16 protein-coding genes and 1 tRNA gene are annotated in these 15,345 nt (G+C 48.4%); 8 read left to right on the top strand and 9 right to left on the bottom strand.

The features are described 5' to 3' along the window. Positions 1-44 precede the first annotated feature (44 nt). On the top strand, positions 45-260 hold the full coding sequence (locus AC27K1_RS15470; RefSeq protein ID WP_487151721.1) for a hypothetical protein: 216 nt from the start codon (positions 45-47) through the stop codon (positions 258-260). A 443-nt stretch (positions 261-703) separates the two neighbouring features. Here AC27K1_RS15470 and AC27K1_RS15475 read toward each other — a convergent pair. The 3 genes from AC27K1_RS15475 to AC27K1_RS15485 form a co-directional block, all read right to left on the bottom strand. Further along, positions 704-780, bottom strand: a tRNA-Pro gene (locus AC27K1_RS15475). A 995-nt stretch (positions 781-1,775) separates the two neighbouring features. Continuing rightward, complete coding sequence (locus tag AC27K1_RS15480; protein ID WP_487151722.1) at positions 1,776-2,198, bottom strand: H-NS family histone-like protein; 423 nt, start codon at positions 2,196-2,198, stop codon at positions 1,776-1,778. Between the two features lie 312 nt (positions 2,199-2,510). Next, the gene (locus tag AC27K1_RS15485) at positions 2,511-2,966 is read right to left on the bottom strand and encodes a ProQ/FINO family protein (protein ID WP_487151723.1); all 456 of its coding nucleotides are present in this window, start codon (positions 2,964-2,966) and stop codon (positions 2,511-2,513) included. A gap of 273 nt (positions 2,967-3,239) precedes the next feature. Here AC27K1_RS15485 and AC27K1_RS15490 point away from each other — a divergent pair, with 273 nt between their 5' ends. From AC27K1_RS15490 to AC27K1_RS15500, 3 genes are all read left to right on the top strand, one after another. Then, complete coding sequence (locus AC27K1_RS15490; RefSeq protein ID WP_487151724.1) at positions 3,240-4,259, top strand: protein DA1; 1,020 nt, start codon at positions 3,240-3,242, stop codon at positions 4,257-4,259. Between the two features lie 29 nt (positions 4,260-4,288). After that, positions 4,289-4,693 (top strand): cupin domain-containing protein, encoded by a 405-nt coding sequence (locus AC27K1_RS15495; RefSeq protein ID WP_487151725.1) that lies wholly within the window; start codon positions 4,289-4,291, stop codon positions 4,691-4,693. Between the two features lie 98 nt (positions 4,694-4,791). Continuing rightward, the gene (locus tag AC27K1_RS15500; RefSeq protein ID WP_487151726.1) at positions 4,792-5,442 is read left to right on the top strand and encodes a YceH family protein; all 651 of its coding nucleotides are present in this window, start codon (positions 4,792-4,794) and stop codon (positions 5,440-5,442) included. A gap of 27 nt (positions 5,443-5,469) precedes the next feature. Here the strand turns inward: AC27K1_RS15500 and AC27K1_RS15505 are convergent, their stop codons facing one another. Then, on the bottom strand, positions 5,470-5,667 hold the full coding sequence (locus AC27K1_RS15505; protein ID WP_487151727.1) for a hypothetical protein: 198 nt from the start codon (positions 5,665-5,667) through the stop codon (positions 5,470-5,472). A gap of 170 nt (positions 5,668-5,837) precedes the next feature. On the opposite strand from AC27K1_RS15505, the gene AC27K1_RS15510 reads away from it, so the two are divergent. Then, positions 5,838-6,191 carry a DUF2956 domain-containing protein gene (locus AC27K1_RS15510; protein WP_487151728.1) on the top strand — a complete coding sequence of 118 codons (354 nt, stop codon included), beginning with the start codon at positions 5,838-5,840 and terminating at the stop codon, positions 6,189-6,191. Positions 6,192-6,255: 64 nt separating this feature from the next. Here AC27K1_RS15510 and AC27K1_RS15515 read toward each other — a convergent pair whose 3' ends face one another. From AC27K1_RS15515 to AC27K1_RS15525, 3 genes are all read right to left on the bottom strand, one after another. Beyond that, entirely contained in the window at positions 6,256-6,561 is a 306-nt protein-coding gene (locus tag AC27K1_RS15515) for an RNA recognition motif domain-containing protein (protein WP_345199551.1), read from the bottom strand. A 270-nt stretch (positions 6,562-6,831) separates the two neighbouring features. Next, positions 6,832-7,359, bottom strand: a complete 528-nt coding sequence (gene yjjX, locus AC27K1_RS15520; RefSeq protein WP_487151729.1) for an inosine/xanthosine triphosphatase — start codon at positions 7,357-7,359, stop codon at positions 6,832-6,834. Positions 7,360-7,394: 35 nt separating this feature from the next. Beyond that, the gene (locus tag AC27K1_RS15525) at positions 7,395-8,462 is read right to left on the bottom strand and encodes a phospholipase A (RefSeq protein WP_487151730.1); all 1,068 of its coding nucleotides are present in this window, start codon (positions 8,460-8,462) and stop codon (positions 7,395-7,397) included. 235 nt (positions 8,463-8,697) lie between these two features. Here AC27K1_RS15525 and AC27K1_RS15530 point away from each other — a divergent pair, with 235 nt between their 5' ends. Beyond that, entirely contained in the window at positions 8,698-8,997 is a 300-nt protein-coding gene (locus tag AC27K1_RS15530; RefSeq protein ID WP_487151731.1) for a hypothetical protein, read from the top strand. A 107-nt stretch (positions 8,998-9,104) separates the two neighbouring features. Here the strand turns inward: AC27K1_RS15530 and AC27K1_RS15535 are convergent, their stop codons facing one another. After that, positions 9,105-11,537 (bottom strand): pilus assembly FimT family protein, encoded by a 2,433-nt coding sequence (locus AC27K1_RS15535; RefSeq protein ID WP_487151732.1) that lies wholly within the window; start codon positions 11,535-11,537, stop codon positions 9,105-9,107. A gap of 1,044 nt (positions 11,538-12,581) precedes the next feature. On the opposite strand from AC27K1_RS15535, the gene AC27K1_RS15540 reads away from it, so the two are divergent. Both AC27K1_RS15540 and AC27K1_RS15545 read left to right on the top strand, forming a co-directional pair. Next, positions 12,582-13,064 (top strand): hypothetical protein, encoded by a 483-nt coding sequence (locus tag AC27K1_RS15540; protein WP_487151733.1) that lies wholly within the window; start codon positions 12,582-12,584, stop codon positions 13,062-13,064. Between the two features lie 142 nt (positions 13,065-13,206). After that, the gene (locus AC27K1_RS15545; protein ID WP_487151734.1) at positions 13,207-14,298 is read left to right on the top strand and encodes a mechanosensitive ion channel family protein; all 1,092 of its coding nucleotides are present in this window, start codon (positions 13,207-13,209) and stop codon (positions 14,296-14,298) included. Between the two features lie 66 nt (positions 14,299-14,364). Here AC27K1_RS15545 and AC27K1_RS15550 read toward each other — a convergent pair whose 3' ends face one another. Then, positions 14,365-15,288 (bottom strand): Dyp-type peroxidase, encoded by a 924-nt coding sequence (locus AC27K1_RS15550; RefSeq protein WP_487151735.1) that lies wholly within the window; start codon positions 15,286-15,288, stop codon positions 14,365-14,367. Between the last annotated feature and the right edge of the window lie 57 nt (positions 15,289-15,345).

The following is a 15,345-nucleotide window of genomic DNA, read 5'->3' on the forward strand; positions in this document are numbered from 1 at the left end:
GCCAGCCAGCCAGCCATCAAAGTCTAGCTGAATAGGAAAAACCTATGAAAGTTAATAAAGATGGCGGGATTGTGTTGAGCAATGAGGAATTGATCGGATGCTGCGAAGTTCAAAACGATGCACTATCCGGCGAATATTCACCTTTCAAGCAACGCTTCATACTGGAAATGAATTACATAAAGACTGACAATCTTTACACAAAATTACTAGGTGAGAGTGACGAATCAACCAATGTAAAAAAGTTGATGCCAGGCGTTTAGCAAGAGTCCATAAGCACTCCCCCACCTATTTACCCGTAAGGGCTGTTATATTCAGCAGGACACCCGGCGCGGCGTGTTCCTGACCTGAATGGAATGGCTCCCATCTTATAGACCTTTGCTAGAGGCGTCAGATAGGAATGGGAGCCAGTTTATCAGAGCTGATAAACATTTGTCATATTATTCACTAATAACCCATCAATAAATTTTTTGTTGGGTGATGATGTTGAGAAGTTTGTGTGATGAGACTGAAAAGTTGCCTGAAAATGTCGCAAATTTGCCTGAAAAAAAATTTCAGTTGACAGATGCAGAAAAACCGGCGTTTGCCGGTTTTCTGGTGATGGTGAGTCCCATGCCTGAAGTTGGGAATCCTAAATCGTTAGTCCCATTTTGGTCCCGCCCTATTTTTTCGGTTTGGGCGATTCCGCTGGAACCCTTGATTTTGTTGGTCGGTGTGAGAGGATTCGAACCTCCGACCCCTTCCTCCCGAAGGAAGTGCGCTACCAGGCTGCGCTACACACCGTTTTTCACTCGGGGTGACCCCTGAATGCGGAGCGAATAGTACTTCCAGAGCGGAGGTGTTGCAAGCCCATTTCCCCGGCTATGTCAGTATATTTCGGTAAAAACGTACCTGTAGGTGTTGTTTGTTGAAAGGGGGTTGGTCAAAGCAATTCTGACAGGTGTTGAGCATGGCTTGTTTGTTTTAGAAAACAGGATGCCGACAAGTTAAGGCCGCTTCATGTATGACCTTGTCTACCACGGCTCAAGGGTATGGGAAATAATATAAATTTTATTAATCAAAGTTATCCGGCTTCAGTGGCATATGGCCAGAATGATAAATGTTGCGGGTGGTTTGTTTTATAGGTTTTATTTTAACGTTATCCGTCCGGTATCTATGGGATGAAAGCATCTGTACTACTTGTTGAGAGAGTGATCTATTCCCAGGCTGAGGTTGGGTCATCTTCAAGATGCTTTTAATGATGGATTGTTTTCTGATAGTCGTTACATCGACTTGCGCAGACAGTCGGTGGTGGTCTTTGGATTTTGCTGTCTATTAGTGAAAGGGAAGGTTTTATAGTGGGTTGAAGCAGGTTTTATTCGTAGCTGCCCGGTTACAGGGGTGTTCAGTTAAGTATTGTTAGATTGAGGCTGGAATCGAGTAAATCTCAATAATGTTCGGATTCACCTGATTGTTCCATGTTAAGCATAGACAGGTATTGTAAATAGATGACACCTTTACGCTGTAATCTATTTTCGCTGCGGTGGTCATTGAAGGCTGGGGTGCCGGGCCGGGACTACAGAAGCGACGCTATGTCATTGACGTTTGTATTCTCAAACAGTTATTAAGCCATTGATATAGCGATTTAATTGTTGGTGGAAATGATGTAAATGCTTTTATCAGGTTGAGAAACTGCCATCATGTGCCGTTTAAAAGTGTTTCGTCGGGTGAGTGGATATCTGACAGGTAAAAAGAGTGCCCATGAAGTGACGACAACATCATGGGCACATCAGGAGCAATTATTCTACGACACAGTCCAGACGTTTTTTGCCAGTACGCTCCAGGTAAGCAGCAAAGTCTGCAGGGATGCGACCAGCGTTGCTGCCTTCCCAGATAATTTCATTGCCTGCATCGCTCTCATAACGGAAAGTCATGCGTTGTACGTCACGACGCTTGCGGGTGGTTGACTTGCCTGCCAGTGCGTCGTTGAGGTCTTCCAGGCTGATGCTGTGATCTTTCATCAGCTGGATGACAGTTTGCAGTTGCTCCTGCTTTTCTTGCAGAACAGCAGCCTGCTGTTCAACTTCATCTTTCTTTTCTTCCAGGACTGCCTGGACTCTGGAGAGGACGTTCTCTACATCTTCGATGTGGACATTCTTGAACAGGGTGCGAAGCTTGGTTTTGGATTTGAGGACGGCGAGAGATTCTTCGAATATATTCATAGGTACGTTATCTTCGTAGTGATGTTGTGTATTTAACGGCTCACGCGAGCGCCATTGACCATTCGGAATTTCTGGCGCATCTCTTTTATGCAGACAGGTGATTAGCAGCGTTTGTGCATGCCATTGAAGTCATAACATGCTGCGCCATTCACCTCTCTGAACATGAACATCTTATGCGCAGAAGTTAAGTTTGCCAGAAAATTGAACGCTTGTAATCAATTCGGGTTTATTTACTATAAAATCCGCAACCGTTTTCGTTGCGGCACGTATTCATTCACGTATTATCCAGCCCATCTGCTCTACACTTGTCGCTTATTGAACGACGCGTAGTTGGCCAATAAATTCTCGATTGTCGCAGGTGCTTCCTGTCAATTTTCTTTGTTGTTTGCGATAGAGAGCCATTTCTGCGCCAACTGCTTCACGCAGTGTAACGCGACCCGCACGCTTGCCATTACTGTCAATGCGTATGGCGCCTTCTTTTAATGCTTCGAGATAACGTTCCTGTTCTACAAAATAGCGCAAAGCAATTTTTATTAACATGGGAGGCACCAGGTCTTTAGCGATCATCTCCTTGTGTATGCCAATCTTCAGGGGGGCCGGTTCAGAGATTCGAAATAAGTGCGGCCATACTTCCCTGACAATGCGCAGTGCTTCTGACTTGGGTATTTCGGCTTTTGAGCTGTCAGACAGCTTTTCAATATCTTGTTTCAGTGTCTCGCTAATGCGTGAGTCCATCGTCTTGTGTTCCGGTGATGGTGTCTTCTGCATGAAAACGTATTCTGTTCATTTCATTATGATGTGTGCAGCATAAACCAGACTGTTATGGACGACTAGAGCCGACCAGCTAAAACAGACATTTTTCTTTTGCCTGGATGACAGTGGTATACCATTGAGTCTGAGTTGCATTGATGCATGTCGTGATTTCGGCCTTTCAGTGGATGAAATACGATGTTTTATGGAACAATTTTCTGATTGGCTAAAATCATAAAGTAACCGTCGTTTAGGGGCGGGCTAAGGACAGCCTTAAGAACAGGTTAAATCATGCGTGTATGTCATGGATGTCGGAAATCGGTACGCGAGAATGCCATTTATGTGATGGGCCAATATTGGCATACGCATTGTTTTGTTTGTGCCGGGTGCGGCAAGTCACTTAAGTCAGACCGGTTTGTGGTATTTGGCGATAAGCCATGGCATCCGCACTGTTTGCGTTGTCCAGGCTGTAATAAGCCTGTCGTTGGCCAGTATATAGAGAAAGATAATACGCCCTGGCATGTAGCCTGTTTCCATCAGAAATTCACCCCTGCCTGTGCGGTCTGTGGTGACCCCTTGCAGGGGCGCTATTTAGAGGATTTCTGGGGCAATCGCTATTGTGTAAAACATCGAAACTATGACCGCTGCACCAGTTGTGGCCGTGTAGTCTGCGGGCCGCTGACCGGAGGAGGTATGCGTTTTCCGGATGGTCTGGTCATCTGCAACCTGTGTTGTGACAGTGGTATTGTCACGCAAGCGCGCGCTGAAATCTTGCTACAGGAAATGCGTCAGGCGTTGAGCCGGATAGGACTGAATCTTGCGAATGCCTCGACGCCTGTTCATTTGGCTGGGCGCGATGAATTGCACAGGTTCAGTCGTCACAAGCATCATCAAGAGCACCCGTTGCTGGGGCTTGCCCGCTGGCAGGTGACCCGCGCCAGTGGTCGGGTTGTAAATCGTTCCTTTCAGGACATTATTATCCAGCAGAACCTTCCGGAGCTGCATTTTAGAACGGTAGCCATTCATGAACTCTGCCATGCCTGGTTTTTTTATAATCAGTATGAAGGGCTCCCGCTAGAGGTTGAGGAGGGCATGTGTGTGTTGATGGAATATCTTTGGTTGCGACGTCAGAAAACCCGGGAAGCGACTTATTTTATCCGGCAGATTACGCAGTCACCTGATCCGGTATACGGCGATGGTTTCAGACAGGCCCGTCAGGCGCTGAAACGTTTGCCCATGAAAGTCCTGCTACAGTATCTGAAGGAGAAGCGCCGTTTCCCGGGCGCTATTGCCGCGTTTTTTTATCATTAACAGTGCTACTGGGCGAGAAGGAGAATGGCATGGATGCCAATGCTTTCGGTGATGAAATTATTACCGTCAGGCCGCAGGAAGCGACCGAAACCCTGCAGAAGTTGCCTTATTTTATTGGTATTTCCGAGCAGACTGCCGGGAGCAAGGGACTATCGCTCAGTTTTATCGTGATACCGCCGGGAGCTGTGTCTGAAGCCCATGAGCATGATGGTTATGAATCCGCCATCTATGTGCTGGAGGGCGAGGTAGAGACACGCTATGGCGAATACCTTGAAAAGCGGGTGATTAACCGGGCGGGTGATTTTATTTATATTCCTCCGGGGCTGACTCACCAGGCATTCAATATGAGTGAAACACAGCCTGCCCGTGCCCTGGTGGCCCGTAATGATGCCAATGATGTGGAAAAGGTGATCTTGAGTCAGCCGTCGGCCTGACTCTTGCTATTCGTTACCGTTGGTTCAGTTCTGATGGCATGTCGAGTGGGTATGAGGCAGAATCTGCCCACTGTTTTCACTGACCGTTCGGGGCTGTTATGGAACTATCGCTGTCTTTTCCAGAAACCCGTGTATTGGGCGCGTTGATTGAAAAAGCTATCACGACGCCGGACCAATACCCTCTCACGCTGAACAGCCTGACCAATGCCTGTAATCAGAAAAGTAATCGGGAGCCAGTGGTTTCCTACGAGGAATCCGAGATTCAGCAGGCGGCAGACAGTCTGATTGCCAAGCGACTGGTCACTGAGCAATCCGGATTTGGTAGCCGGGTCCAGAAGTACCAGCACCGTTTCTGTAATACTGAGTTTTCGAACCTCCGGTTTTCTGAGCAGGAACTGGGTATTCTCTGTGTTCTCTTTCTGCGTGGCGCCCAGACGCCGGGTGAATTACGCAGCAGAACTAATCGACTGTGTTCCTTTTCCGACGTGAAAGAGGTTGAAGCTGTTCTGGATAACCTGGCTGTCCGGGCAGACGGGCCTTTTGTCCGGAAATTGCCCCGTGAGGCGGGCAGGCGTGAGTCCCGTTATGTTCACTTGTTCAGTGATGAGCAGGAAGCGGTGGCAGATGTCTCTGGCAGTGGTGAGAACCCGGCAAGAGAGAGCCTGGAAATCCGGGTCGACGTCCTGGAAGAGCAGGTAAGACAGCTCCGGGCGCAGATTGCAGCCATGGCAGAGAAACTGTCTTTATAAACAAATGCTTGTAACCTGCCCGGGCTCTCAGGCGTTATCGTCCTCTTCGATCATGTCCAGGGCCATGCGCAGGCCCTGCTGGATACCCTCCAGGTAGATTTCCCTTTCCTCGTTAGGTATGGCTTCATCCCTGGAGGGTGGGGATTTCTTTTCTAGGTCGGCTTGCAGCTTCAGGTAACATTCCAGACGTTTTTCAATTCTGAATACGCTCTTTTGCGTGCTCATGGGCTGATCCCTTGGGTGTCTGAAAAGTGAATCGGCATGGTGTTGGGCAATTTTAGGAAAAAATGCCGATACTCTGGCTGTTTTGTTCTTTTGCCGGGCGCGTTAGTATCGAACCCGATGGAAATGATGCCAGCGCGTCATTGGTTAATTCCGTTATCACGTGGATATGTATGGCAGTGGTTAAGACCCGAACTTCAGGAAAGCAGGCTGTTTCACAGGAAACCCGGGATGAAGCGATGAAAATCGCTCGTGGCACCCAGCGTCCAGGTCAGGCCAAGGAACAGACACGCTTGATTGCCCAGGGAATTCAGAAGGGAATTGATCAATATAAGAAGCAGCAGAAAGCCAGGGCCCGTGAGTTTGATAAACAGCGCAAGAAAAACCCGTCTCGTCAGCCGGAAACCGTTGCAGTTCAAGAAATCAAAGAGGTGGTGACCTATCGCCAGCATCCACTCCCATGGGTATTGCTGGTTATGACATGGGTGGGGATTGCAGCTTATGCCGGGTTGTTATTGCAGGGATGATGCCGATTTTGGGCATAAAAAAAGCCGGACAAGCCGGCTTTTTTTTATGGGGTTGAACTATCGCTTAGTAGCGACGCTCGAAACCACCACGGTTGTTGTCGCGACGACCACCGTTGCCACCGGTACGCTCGGTAGCGAAGTTGACGCGCAGATCGCGACCGCCAACGTTCTGGCCGTTAGCAGCCAGGGCTGCTTCAGCGTCAGACGCGTCTACGAAGGATACGAAACCGAAACCACGAGAGCGGCCAGTTTCGCGATCCATGATGATTTTAACTTCCTGCAGTTCACCAAACTGACCGAAAACGGCTTCCAGGTCCTGCTCAGAGCTGGAAAATGCCAGGTTACCTACAAACAGTTTATTCTGTTGCATGTTGATTCATCTCCGATGACGTTATCACTACTACTTTACTGTTACCTTAAAAACATCGAACGCCACAAAGAGACTCTGCGTTTTCGGGCATCAGTTAAGGGATACTTAATTGAGTGGCGAGTCTAAACTGTTTTGTGTCTGGCGTACAATACATTAATCGTCAAATTCCGGAAAAGAGTGTAAGGAAATCTGCGCATTAATTGTGGGGTTTTACGGCGGATTTCCCTGTCTATGCAAGAATTAAACTCTTTTTGATTGAAGTGAATAAAATCAGGCCTCAGCGGGATATAAAGCCGGTTGAATAAACGGAATTAATGCCAGAATAAGTGCCTGTTCATAAACACTGCTACGGGTTAAGCGATGGTCAGTCAACAGCCCGATGGCGCCACCTTTCTGTTTAATATTGTGCTCATTGAACATGGCGTCCATGGCGTCTCCCAGCTCGGCGCCTTCAGCAATCCGTTGTAGCGCTTCGGGTGGTAGCGGCAGGCTGGCGGAACGGGCCTCGCCGCGCTGATCAGCGCTTTCGATCACCATCCAGGCAAAGGTCAGCGGGGCTTCAATACCGGCTTCCAGTCCAACCCAGAAATCGGCGTCGGGTTGTTGTTGGCGGGCATGTTTGACACGGTTACGTGCACCGGTCAGGGTTTCTTCGCCGGACAGGGGTTGATCGGCAACGCCACTATCGACGGTGATGCCTTCAAACATCATCTCTTCATGCGAAAAGACCCGGGTGAAGGCCTGTTGAACGGCATTGATTTTGGCCGGATTGGTAGAAGCAACAATTACCTTGCGCATAATTAACGGGCGATTTTCCTTTATATGATAGGTGGTCAGAGCCAGTCATTTAGCATGACGCCGATACTGAGACGGTTAACACTGGCGTTATAGTCGATCAGGCTCTCACCGTAGCCATTGAAATATTGCACATATCCCCTGATCCGCGGCGTTAGCGGGAAAGACCAGCCCAGCTCTACGGCGCCCTTGTTATCGCTACGCAGATTGTTTCTCACCATGACGCTGAGCTTGTGCACGCCGAGGGTGTAGAACATCTGAACATCGCCATAGCCGAGGTATTTCTCTATATCAGGATTGTCGTCCCCACGGGGATCATCCGGGGAGTCCTTACTGCTTTCGGGAATCCGCCACCAGGGGTTAACCGAGAAATAGAAGTCATCGTGTTCAAAGACAAAGTTGGCAAACAACCGGTTCCAGCTACGAGACAGGCTGCCGCTGCGGCCATTCGACTGGTGATTGATGCCGGTCTGAATCATGCTGAGCTTCAGGCCAAAGACATCGTAATCGGTATTGAAACTGAAGAATGCCTCGGGCTCATGGTTGGTTTCCCGGAACGGGCTGGAATGATCCTTGTTATAGGCCTGCCACCAGGAAACCCCGGTATAGGCAAAATACAGATCACCCTGTCCATTAAATAGGTCCTGGGCGACAGGCACCTTGAGGCTGAGCTGGAATTTGACCTCGGTACTGTCGAAATCATCTTCGCTGGCATCAAAGGGCTTGCTGTTCGGATTGTTGTTATAGGAAATCGGCAGGAAATAGTTTTGCCGATGAGGTGTCAGGACAAACAGCTTGTTCTGGGTGCGCTCCTCCTGCAGGACACGTTGCTCCAGCAGTGACTCTGTTTCCTTGTTGCTGGCCGCAGAAGTAATGTCTGAGCCGGCTGCCGTTGCGTCCAGATCGGGCAGGGTATCCAGCGTTTGTGGTCGGCAGCGAGCCTGAAGTTGTGCCACGGTTGTGTCCGGTGATGCCTCATGGAGGGCTTCCAGCAGACAGGCCTGATACGCCGATGCCCAGAGCGATTGAGGGATAAACGCAGACAAAAGACCTGCCGTCACGATGGCTGGCAATGAAGCCGGTTGGTGACAAGGAAAATCAGGCATACGGCTATGACCTCCTGAGGCTGTGTTATTGGGGGGTAATGGTATATTTCCCGCTGCCTTCCTGCTACGGAAAATGCCTGTTTTTATGGACATTTTGGGGAATTCTGAACGTTCGACCAAGACCTTGGTCTAATAGATTGCAGCGTATTTGGGCCGTATCGACGAAGGTCAAATGGTGATTGTTGACCATTTCGGTATCCTGATAATCAAGGAAAACCGGAAGGAGGTGACTGCCATGACATGCCATTGCAATCTGTATGTGATGAATAATACGGCTCCCTGTGTCAACCGGTTGATGAATACCGTTCAGGTTCAGCCGTTTCTGGAAGAGTTTCCCGGCTTTATGAGTGGCCGTGCCGTTCTGGCGATGGCACTTGCTGCGACCTTTGTGATCAATAGCCGCTTTTCTCGTAAAAAATACCGGGCAGTTGCTTTGAGTCGCCGGGTGTGCAGGCCCGGTGAGTCTGAAGCGCCATGGTTCAGGCGTAGAAAACCCTTCGAGGGAATGTCACTGAGATCACTGCTGTCTGGTTAACGGTCAGTGCCAGGGTCAAGGGCGAAATAGAGCTTGAGCAGTCTTAGCCGGACAGTCGTGTGGTGTCAGATAAAACTACCGGCCTGAGCCGGTAGTTTGTGGGTTTTTCACTGGCCTCTCTGGCGCATATACTCTTCCAGCTCACGTCTATGGCGATCCAGGTTTTGCCAGGCAGTATTACAGTCATCGTAAACGAAGTCTGAATTCCTGGCACCATATTCCCTGGTGCTATAAAGGCGTCCCACATACAGCCTTTTATTTTTGGCTATGTGATAGCAGGCTCTTGTTTCAGTTGCTGAGAAGTCTTCCGACGGGCTAACGCAGTGATGAAACTCAGAAATAATTTCGCCATCGACATTTTTTTCATTAACCGTACAAATTTTTAACGTTCTACTATCGGCAGTGCTGTTGACTGTCAAAGCGTAGTTACCATGGAAGTTCCGACTCCAACTGTCCTGACTGTTGCTTTTGATAACGTGAATGCGAGGCGCGAAAATCGGTTCATTTCGAGGTTTTACCAAGCGTACTGTCGAGGGGCCAATGTTGCCGGGTTCTTCCGGTTTCTGTACGTTGGTCTCGTCAACATTATCGGGTTCTTCCGATGGTTGTGAACCGGTATTGCATTTGATAGTGTTGCTACCTTGCTCTTTATCGTGGGAATAGCGACCCTTAATGAGTTGCTTGTCAGGGGTTACTAAATAGCAGGCGTCTTGATCGGATGGGGAGAAGTCATCTGACGGGATGACACAGTGGTAATAATCATGGACATTGTAATTATTAACCTGTCTTGTGCTTTTCACCGTACAGATTCTTTTCAGTCGACTGTCTGGCGTACTCCTGTCTGTGAGGACAGACATCATTATTTTTCCAGTATAAAAGTTGTGGTGCCAACCCTCATTTCGCGAATTTTTGTTTTCTTTTTCAAAGAAAATATTGGGTCTAAAATTCGGATCGCTTAAACTCCTGACGACGCGTACTGTCAGGGACTCATCATTGTTGGTTGCCGATGGTTGTGAACCGGTATTGCAGTTGATAGTGTGGCTACCTTGCTCTTTATCGTGGGAATAGCGACCCTTAATGAGTTGCTTGTCAGCAGTTACTAAATAGCAGGCGTCTTGATCGGATGGGGAGAAGTCATCTGACGGGATGACACAGTGGTGATAATCATAGACATTGTAATTATCAACCTGTCTTGTGCTTTTCACGGTGCAGATTCTTTTCAGTCGACTGTCTGGCGTACTCCTGTCTGTGAGGACAGACATCATTATTTTTCCAGTATAAAAGTTGTGGTGCCAACCCCCATTTCGCGAATTTTTGATTTCTTTTTCAAAGAAAATATGGGGTTTAAAATTCGGGTCGCTTAAACCCCTGACGACGCGAACTGTCAAAACACTATTATCTTCTGGTTTTTCTGCAACTTGAGGGGGATTGTTGCAGCCTTCAGACTTGCCTTCATGATTTCGAATCAGACGTGACTTTATTAATTTCAAGTCTTCAGTGATGAGATAGCAGGGATCTTTATCATTTTGGGTAAAGTCATTTGCAGGTTGGGCACATTGTCCATAGTCATAGACTGTAAGATTGCCAATCTTTTTCTTACCTTTTACGGTACAAATTCTTGTTACTTCATTGTCGGGTTTACTATCAACATCCATAACGGTTAATGTGATTTTTCCTGTATGAAAATTATGCAGCCATCCTCCCCTGGTTTGACTTACTTCAAATGTTGGTCGAAATGAATCATCCCTTACTGCCCTGGCAAGGTAAATGGTACCAAGAAATTGCGTGACAACAGGTGTTGGAGGCTCTGGTGGATTGACCGGCGGATTGGTCGGCGGATTGGTCGGCGGATTGGTCGGCGGATTGGTCGGCGGATTGACCGGCGGATTGACCGGCGGATTGGCCTGTGGATTAACCGGCGGATTGGCCGGCGGGTTGGCCTGTGGATTGACCGGCGGATTAACCGGCGGATTGACCGGTGGATTGACCGGTGGATTGACCGGTGGATTGACCGGTGGATTGACCGGCGGTGTAGGATAACTCGGGGGGGTTGATGGATCGACAGCGACAGTAATGCCAGTTAATTGGGGCGTAGTTTTCTGGCCTGGTGGCAAGGCTGGCGGCAAACTTGAAACATCCACTAGACAATCTGATTCACAGTCATTCCACACCATATCGCCTTCGACTAAATTACCAAGCAGCGAATAAACTTGTTGTTCTTTCCGATCCGGGAATGCCTCTTTCTTGAAATAAACATTAATCCGGTATTCATCAGGGCCAGTCTGAACGGTTTCAAGTTTTTCAGCGGCTACAGTATGTGTTGCTTGATAGCTACGTGATATTTCAGGCGGCATGTTACGCTTGGCTGCCACATGACGCTCAGCCATTATTTTGGCATCGTGAGCAAGGTTGGCGGCCTCTACAATGTTGGTTTTTTCGACGCTTGGCCGAAAATAATAGCTGGCAGCTAGAAATAGAATGCTTAATACGCATATGATCGTAAGGAGTTCCAGCGCGCTATGTCCTTTGAATCCCTTCATGCTTGTGCCTGTTTTGAATTTAGGAATTTTCATCTTAAAAATTATAGTTGCACCGAATGACGTGCTGTTATTAGAATGCCTTTTCTGGCATCGATGATGAAATAATATAAATATACTTTTTTATATAGCGAAGATGTTTTTTGTGTGGGTGCAGAATATATTTGTTTTAGTGCTAATTTATTGTCGCTTATTATTTAAGTTTTCTTTCTTTTGGTTAAAAATAAATCAAGTGGATTTAGATTTTCTCTCTGCTTGATTTGGCTTGTCTTTTTATGAACATTGTTTTGGAAACTGTCTCGGTTTCTTTCTATAAACAAGGTTATACGGTTATATAGGCTCGGACAGCTGCTTTCTCCATAGTCTTTCCTTGGTCACTGAGTACTATCTCACCTCTATCCAAAACAGCGAATCGATATGCCAGATCCCGGGCACACTCAAAAAACTGTTCAACGAGCAGAATCGCCATATTGCCCCGGTCCCTTAATAGTGCAATAGCTGTTTGAATATCCTTGATGGTTGAATGCCCTCTTTAGGCTCATCCAGAATCAGCAGTTCCGGTCTGCAGATCAGGTTTCTGTAACAGCAACATGCCGATTTCCTTCCGAATAAGGCTTATGGCCTCTTCAATACAGGTTTGCGGGTATGTTGGCTGGTACATTTGCACCAGTAATATTGTACTTTTTATAGCTTGAACTGTGGCCTGGAGAGCATTGGGTCGGGTGCTGTCTACGGGTATGAATCAGGGCATAATCAGGGGGAGTGGGCTGATGATGGCCGCTGACGGATTGTCTTTCCTGTAATGACGATAAATCTCAACACAGAAGCTGTCCATTGAATGGGTCGGCTTTTTATCGATCGAAGAAAGAGGGTATTGTCCTGGAATCTGCCGGTTATATGTGAGGTGATTACGTTATCTCCGAGGGTGGAGTGCTGATTCTGGCACATCAACAGGGCATGAAACCGTATAAATTCCCCCGTTTTTGATTGCAATAGCCCCCGTGTCATGGATATCATGTGCGCGAGTCTTGATAATTCGTGAGATAAATGAAACACGCAGAACTGGATTTTCGTTTTGTCAGACATCTTCTATCCAGCTTGAACGAAATCGGTCCTTATCAGTTTTATATTGATGCCCGGGATAAAAAGAGTTTCGAAATTAATCTCGCCGGATCGATTATTGTTGTTGAAGATGCTGAATCCGCTTTGATTTCCCTGATGTTCGCCACCAAGCGACTGGGGCTGGCTGATGATGTCAAACGCATCATGAATGGTTACCGAAACCGTCAGGGGCACTCGTTGTCACTTTCGGATATCAGTGGCCTGGAGCGCTTGTTGCGCATTGCGCAGGCTGGGGAACAGACTGAAACAGCCCCGGTATGGGAGCAGCCGCAGCAACGCCGCCGATCTCAGCATCATGGCAAGCGTCAGCCGTATCGTGGCAATAAGCCCGCGGAAGAGAAAAAGAGTAATCCGAAATTTAATGATGTCGATAAACAACTGGCCGATGCATTAAGCCAATTCGGTTAATGAAAATTAACATCGATTGTCAAAATCAATGCATTTGATTTTGAAAAGCCATTCTCCGGGGTAATCAAAGGCACACGTTTCTTTTTCGCCGGGCAGCTATATTTCAGGGTGAACCTTGATTGATTGCTGCAGGTGCGAAAGAATGCAATGGCCCGATGATTATAACCTATGGGGCAGTCTCAGTGAGCAGACCTTCTGGATAGGACAGATTGTTGCTGTCCTGTTGTTAATGGGGTTTTCCGGTTGGTACATCCATCGTCTGTTCGGAGCCCTTGAAAAGCGTTTTGCCCGCTCACGGGTGGGCTGGGACAGTGCCATGCTGCTGGCAGCCCGTTTGCCGGCCCGCTGGTTAATCTGGATTATCGGTATTACCTGGATACTTCAGATTATCAATCATGCCTGGCCGATCCCGTTGCTGGATGCAGTCAGAACATTCCGCCGAACTGTTGTGATTCTGTTGGTTGCCTGGTTTTTACTGAGTTTTGTCAAACAACTCAGGATCAGCGCCCCGGTGGATAGTCAGTTGGCCAGGAGCGGTGTGATTGAAGCCGGTGTTCGCATGGCGCAGCTGGCGATTGTTATTATCACCTTCTTAGTGATTCTCCAGACCCACGGTTACAGTATTGCCAGTATTCTTGCCTTTGGAGGTATTGGTGGTATTGCGATTGGTCTGGCTGCCAAAGATATGCTGGCCAATGTATTTGGCGGGTTGATGCTCCATCTGGATCGGCCTTTTCATATTGGAGAGCGTATTCGGTTTGTTAACGGTTCCATAGAAGGCGCCGTTGAGGCGATTGGCTGGCGCCAGACCCGGATTCGAACGCCTGACCGTAAGCCGGTATATGTTCCGAACTCACTGTTTACCAGTCATGCTGTTGAGAACTATTCGCGGATGGATAACCGGCGTATCCAGATTACAGTGGGTCTTCGTTACGATGACTTGAACAAGCTGGAAAGGATAGCCGCTGATATTGAGGACTATCTGAAAGAACATCCCGGTATTGATGATCGTAGAATTCTTCAGGTGACATTCAGTCAATATGGTGAGTCAACCATCGATTTACTCATCGACTGTTTTACCCGAACGATTGCATTGGTTGAATACCGTGCGATAAAACAGCAGATTTTGCTAAAAGCCGGACAACTGATTCACCAGGCAGGTGCTGATTTTGCCTTTCCTACGCGAACGATTGAGGGCTTTGTATCTGACAAGGCACTGCTTTCTGAAAAATAGAATCGGCAGGTTGTTATCTTTGAAATAAAATCGCCGCAGTTAACGCTGCGGCGATTTTATTATTGATCACTGCAAACTTTCGAGGAAAGTAACTGAAGGGGCAAAAAAGGCACAACCGGTCACTGCCTGGGTGTAGTTCATCAGGTGGTCGTAATGACCATGGCCGTCCGCGTGGATCATCTGCTCCAGCATCAGGTCAAACGGTCTTGGGCTTTTGCCATAGGCAATAAAGAACAGGCCGCATTCACTGCTGTCACCGTAGGGCAAACTGTGGCGCAGGATTTCCAGGCTCTTACCATTTTCCTTGATGCTGACCCGCTTGATATGGGCAGTCGGTGCTTTCTGCTCACTGGTGAACTCGATGTTATCGGTCTTGGTGCGACCGATGATCTGTTCCTGCTGCTCGACCGGTGTGGCTTCCCAGTCGCCCATGTTATGGATATAGCGCTGACAGTTGATATAGCTGCCGCAGGTAAATGCCTGGTCTTCATTGCCGACCAGTGCCACTTCCGCACGATCCTCCCCCTGGGGGTTTTCGGTGCCATCAACAAAGCCGGTCATATCCCGTGAATCCCGGTAGCGAAAACCGTGGACTTCTTCCTCAACCAATACGCTGTCGCCCAGCTCGCCCATGATCTGACGGCCCAGGTCAAAGTTGACATCCTTGCCCTCGGAACGGATATGCACGAGGATATCGCCCGGTGTGGACGGCGCCTGGCGCAGGCCGTGCTTATGGGCCTTGAACGGTGCCAGGTGTTCCGGGCGAGGGGTTTCAGGAAACAGGGTATCCCAGGCATGGGCGCCGAAGCTTACCGTGCTGACCAGCAGGCTGTCAGGCTGCTGCTGTGCCATCTCGGCAGTCATCGCGGGGATGGCCGCTACCGTGCGACGGATGGTCTCGATGCTGTCAGCATCATTGTTAATCAGCAGGGTGATGAAGGTAGCGTTGGTGTTGGCTTCCGGCAAAATGCCTGATTGGGGTGTTGTCATTCGCGCATCCGTAACGTTAAGAGACGAAAGTTCGATACTTTACCTGATTCCTCCGGT

This window comes from Kistimonas ophiarachnellae (genome assembly GCF_057552235.1).

Excerpts from the sequence above, each read along its gene's own strand:
- AC27K1_RS15470 (WP_487151721.1), top strand. The coding sequence starts at position 45 with ATGAAAGTTAATAAAGATGGCGGGATTGTGTTGAGCAATGAGGAATTG.
- AC27K1_RS15480 (WP_487151722.1), bottom strand. The coding sequence starts at position 2,198 with ATGAATATATTCGAAGAATCTCTCGCCGTCCTCAAATCCAAAACCAAG.
- AC27K1_RS15485 (WP_487151723.1), bottom strand. The coding sequence starts at position 2,966 with ATGCAGAAGACACCATCACCGGAACACAAGACGATGGACTCACGCATT.
- AC27K1_RS15490 (WP_487151724.1), top strand. The coding sequence starts at position 3,240 with ATGCGTGTATGTCATGGATGTCGGAAATCGGTACGCGAGAATGCCATT.
- AC27K1_RS15495 (WP_487151725.1), top strand. The coding sequence starts at position 4,289 with ATGGATGCCAATGCTTTCGGTGATGAAATTATTACCGTCAGGCCGCAG.
- AC27K1_RS15500 (WP_487151726.1), top strand. The coding sequence starts at position 4,792 with ATGGAACTATCGCTGTCTTTTCCAGAAACCCGTGTATTGGGCGCGTTG.
- AC27K1_RS15505 (WP_487151727.1), bottom strand. The coding sequence starts at position 5,667 with ATGAGCACGCAAAAGAGCGTATTCAGAATTGAAAAACGTCTGGAATGT.
- AC27K1_RS15510 (WP_487151728.1), top strand. The coding sequence starts at position 5,838 with ATGGCAGTGGTTAAGACCCGAACTTCAGGAAAGCAGGCTGTTTCACAG.
- AC27K1_RS15515 (WP_345199551.1), bottom strand. The coding sequence starts at position 6,561 with ATGCAACAGAATAAACTGTTTGTAGGTAACCTGGCATTTTCCAGCTCT.
- yjjX (WP_487151729.1), bottom strand. The coding sequence starts at position 7,359 with ATGCGCAAGGTAATTGTTGCTTCTACCAATCCGGCCAAAATCAATGCC.
- AC27K1_RS15525 (WP_487151730.1), bottom strand. The coding sequence starts at position 8,462 with ATGCCTGATTTTCCTTGTCACCAACCGGCTTCATTGCCAGCCATCGTG.
- AC27K1_RS15530 (WP_487151731.1), top strand. The coding sequence starts at position 8,698 with ATGACATGCCATTGCAATCTGTATGTGATGAATAATACGGCTCCCTGT.
- AC27K1_RS15535 (WP_487151732.1), bottom strand. The coding sequence starts at position 11,537 with ATGAAGGGATTCAAAGGACATAGCGCGCTGGAACTCCTTACGATCATA.
- AC27K1_RS15540 (WP_487151733.1), top strand. The coding sequence starts at position 12,582 with ATGAAACACGCAGAACTGGATTTTCGTTTTGTCAGACATCTTCTATCC.
- AC27K1_RS15545 (WP_487151734.1), top strand. The coding sequence starts at position 13,207 with ATGCAATGGCCCGATGATTATAACCTATGGGGCAGTCTCAGTGAGCAG.
- AC27K1_RS15550 (WP_487151735.1), bottom strand. The coding sequence starts at position 15,288 with ATGACAACACCCCAATCAGGCATTTTGCCGGAAGCCAACACCAACGCT.